At 65.0% G+C, this 3,842-nt stretch carries 3 protein-coding genes and 1 pseudogene; all 4 read right to left on the reverse strand.

All coding sequences use genetic code 11. The features are described 5' to 3' along the window. On the reverse strand, positions 1 to 870 hold an 870-nt coding region (locus tag JHD07_RS32765; RefSeq protein WP_291629665.1), incomplete at its 3' end, for a Mur ligase family protein. A gap of 89 nt (positions 871 to 959) precedes the next feature. Continuing rightward, positions 960 to 1,808: pseudogene (gene accD / locus JHD07_RS32770) on the reverse strand (acetyl-CoA carboxylase, carboxyltransferase subunit beta); the annotation flags it as partial. 170 nt (positions 1,809 to 1,978) lie between these two features. Continuing rightward, complete coding sequence (trpA, locus tag JHD07_RS32775; protein WP_291629669.1) at positions 1,979 to 2,815, reverse strand: tryptophan synthase subunit alpha; 837 nt, start codon at positions 2,813 to 2,815, stop codon at positions 1,979 to 1,981. After that, a partial coding sequence (gene trpB / locus JHD07_RS32780; RefSeq protein ID WP_291629671.1) for a tryptophan synthase subunit beta occupies positions 2,812 to 3,842 on the reverse strand: 1,031 nt, incomplete at its 5' end. The genes trpA and trpB, both read right to left, overlap by 4 nt.

Raw genomic sequence — 3,842 nt, forward strand, 5'->3', positions numbered from 1 at the left:
GGCCTCGACCGCGGCGTGGTTGACCTTGAAGGCCGGAAGCGCGCGCAGCGTCGCGATAGCGAGCCCGGCATTGGCGAATTGGTGGCGGCCGAACAGGCGCGGTGCCGGCAGATCCATCAGGCCGTGATCGTCCGAATAGACCAGACGCCCGCGCTCGACATTGACGTGCCAGCTCTCGTTCGCGGCAAACAGCGGCGCGCGCATGCGCCTCGCCTGTGCTTCGATCACCGCCATGGCCTCCGGCATTTGCTCGGCGCAGATCACGGGCACGCCGCGCTTGATGATCGCGGCCTTCTCGCCGGCGATCGATGCCAAGGTATCGCCGAGGAAGTCCATGTGGTCCATGCTGACGGGCGTGATCACAGAGGCCGCCGGCGCATCGACCACGTTGGTCGAATCGAGCCTGCCACCGAGGCCGACTTCGAGCAGCACCGCGTCGGCCGGGTTCTGCGCGAACAGATGAAACGCAGCAGCCGTCTTCAGCTCGAAGACAGTCGCAGCCTCGCCGGCGTTGATCCGCTCGACCTCCTCGAGCGCTGCGCGCAATTCGTCGTCTTCGACGAGCACGCCGCCGCCGACCCGGCCGAGCCTGAAGCATTCGTTGATGCGGACGAGGTAAGGCGAGGTGTAGGCGTGGACGCGCAGGCCTGCGGCTTCCAGCGTCGCGCGCAGATAGGCGAGCGTCGAGCCCTTGCCGTTGGTCCCTGCGATATGGATCACCGGCGGCAGCTTGCGTTCGGGATTGCCGAGCCGCTCGAGCAGGCGGTGCATCCGCTCCAGCCCGAGATCGATCCGCTTCTGATGCAGGGCCGACAGCCGCCCGATCAATTCGCCGAGCGGCGGCTTCTCCCGGTCGGAGGAGGCGTTCACGCGTGCGGCGCGGCCGGGGCCGTCTCGGCCGCCGATACGATCTGCGCGGCGCTTTCGACCGGCTGCACAGATTTCGATGTGCTTTCCTGCGCCGGCGCCTTCGTCAGCAGGCGGCAGAGCCGCGCCAGGGTCGGGCGCAGCTCGTGCCGATGCACGACCATGTCGACCATGCCATGCTCCTTCAGATATTCGGCGCGCTGAAAGCCTTCGGGCAGCTTCTCGCGAATGGTCTGCTCGATCACGCGTGCGCCGGCAAAGCCGATCAGCGCACCGGGCTCGGCGATCTGCACGTCGCCCAGCATCGCATAGGACGCGGTGACGCCCCCGGTGGTCGGATTGGTCAGCACGACGATGTAGGGCAGCTTCGCCTCACGCAGCATCTGCACGGCAACCGTGGTGCGCGGCATCTGCATCAGCGATAGGATCCCCTCCTGCATGCGTGCGCCGCCTGATGCAGCGAATATGATGAAGGGAGACTTCTTCTCGACCGCAAGCTCCATCCCGCGCACGATGGCTTCGCCTGCGGCCATGCCGAGCGAGCCACCCATGAAGTCGAAGTCCTGCACAGCGATGACGACGGCGGAGCCTTCGAGCTTGCCGTAACCGACCTTGACCGCGTCGTTGAGATTGGTCCGCGTCCGCGCATCCTTGATGCGGTCGGCATATTTCTTCTCGTCGCGGAACTTGAGCGGATCAGGCGTGACCTCGGGCAGCGCGACGTCGTACCAGGTCTCGTTGTCGAAGATCGACTTCAGCCGCGCCACCGCGCCCATGCGCATGTGGTAGTTCGAGCCGGGAATGACGAACTGGTTGGCCTCGACGTCCTTGTAGAACACGAGCTGTCCGGAATCCGGACACTTGATCCACAGGTTCTCCGGCGTCTCCCGCCGCAGCATGTTGCGGATCTTCGGCCGGACCACATTGGTAAGCCAGTTCATGGTTTGCTCCGATGTACGACCCCGCTGGGAATCGCCTGAAGGATATATGGCGGCCGGGCTGCTGCCCGGCAAGCCGCCGTCTCATGCGCGTTGAGCATGATCCGGAAAAGTGTGAAGCGGTTTTCCGACCAGATCATGCTCAAACTAAAGAGCTACAGCGGAATTGTGGCCTATTCCGCCGCCTGTTGTGCGCCCTTGACGCCCTGGGCCAGGGCGGCGGTCAATTCGGCGACGGCATTAACGGTCTTGGCGGTCACACGCCCTTCCGCGTCGAGACTGTTCTTGAGCGCATCCACCAGCGCGGTGCCGACCACCGACCCATCGGCCTTCTCGGCGATGGCGCGCGCAGCCTCCGGCGTGCGGATGCCGAAACCAACGCATATCGGCAGCTTGGTATGCCGCTTGATGCGCGCCACCGCCTCACCGACGACATTTGCGTCGGCCGCCGCAGCACCGGTGATGCCGGCGATGGAGACGTAATAGACAAAGCCCGACGTGTTCGCGAGCACCGCGGGCAGACGCTTGTCGTCGGTGGTCGGGGTTGCCAGGCGAATGAAGTTCAGGCCGGCCTTCAGCGCGGGAATGCATAGCTCATTGTCTTCCTCCGGCGGCAGGTCGACGATGATCAGGCCGTCGACGCCCGCGCTCTTGGCGTCGGCCAGGAACTTGTCGACGCCGTAGATGTAGATCGGATTGTAGTACCCCATCAGCACCAGCGGCGTGACGTTGTCGTCCTTGCGGAAATCGCGCACCAGATCGAGCGTCTTCTTCAAGGTCATGCCCGCCTTGAGCGCGCGCAGGCCTGCAGCCTGGATCGACGGACCATCGGCCATCGGATCGGTGAAGGGAATGCCGAGCTCGATGACGTCGGCGCCGGCCTTGGGCAGCGCCTTGACGATGTTGAGCGACGTCGTGATATCGGGGTCGCCGGCCATCACATAGGTGACGAAGGCCGCGCGGCCTTGGCTTTTCAGCTCGGCAAAACGGGTGTCGATACGCGTGGTCACTTCTTGCCCCTCAGGATATCGCCGACCTGCGGGACGTCCTTGTCGCCGCGGCCGGAGAGGTTGACGACCATCAGGTGGTCGCGTGGCCGCTTCGGCGCGAGCTCCATCACCTTGGCGATGGCGTGTGCGGGCTCGAGCGCGGGGATGATGCCCTCTAACTTCGACAGCAGCTGGAACGCGGCGAGCGCCTCGTCGTCGGTCGCGGAGAGATAGTTGACGCGGCCGACGTCGTGCAGCCAGGAATGCTCGGGGCCGATGCCGGGATAATCGAGACCCGCCGAGATCGAATGCGCGTCCTGGATCTGGCCGTCGGCATCCATCAGCAGATACGTGCGGTTGCCATGCAGCACGCCAGGACGGCCGCCTGCGAGCGAGGCCGCATGCAGCTGCGTCAGGCCATGGCCGGCGGCTTCGACGCCAAAAATCTCGACGGAGGGGTCGTCGAGGAAAGGATGAAACAGGCCCATCGCGTTGGAGCCGCCGCCGATGCAGGCGACCAGCGAATCCGGCAAGCGGCCTTCGATCTCCTGCATCTGCGCCTTGGTCTCGTTGCCGATGATCGATTGGAAGTCGCGGACCAGGGTCGGATAGGGATGCGGGCCCGCCACCGTTCCGATGCAATAGAACGTGTTGTGCACGTTGGTGACCCAGTCGCGCAGCGCCTCGTTCATGGCGTCCTTGAGCGTGCGTGTGCCCGACTGCACCGGGACCACTGTCGCGCCCAGCATCTCCATGCGGATCACGTTGGGCTGCTGCCGCTCGACGTCGACCGCGCCCATATAGACCACGCATTCGAGACCGAAGCGCGCGCACAGCGTCGCGGTGGCGACACCGTGCTGGCCCGCGCCGGTCTCGGCGATGATGCGCTTCTTGCCCATGCGCCGAGCCAGCATGATCTGGCCGAGCACGTTGTTCACCTTGTGCGAACCGGTGTGATTGAGTTCCTCGCGCTTCAGGTAGATTTTTGCGCCGCCGAGATGCTCGCTGAGGCGTTCGGCGAAATAGAGCGGGGAAGGGCGGCCGACAT

This window comes from Bradyrhizobium sp., from assembly GCF_016462955.1.
Classification (GTDB): Bacteria; Pseudomonadota; Alphaproteobacteria; order Rhizobiales; family Xanthobacteraceae; genus Bradyrhizobium.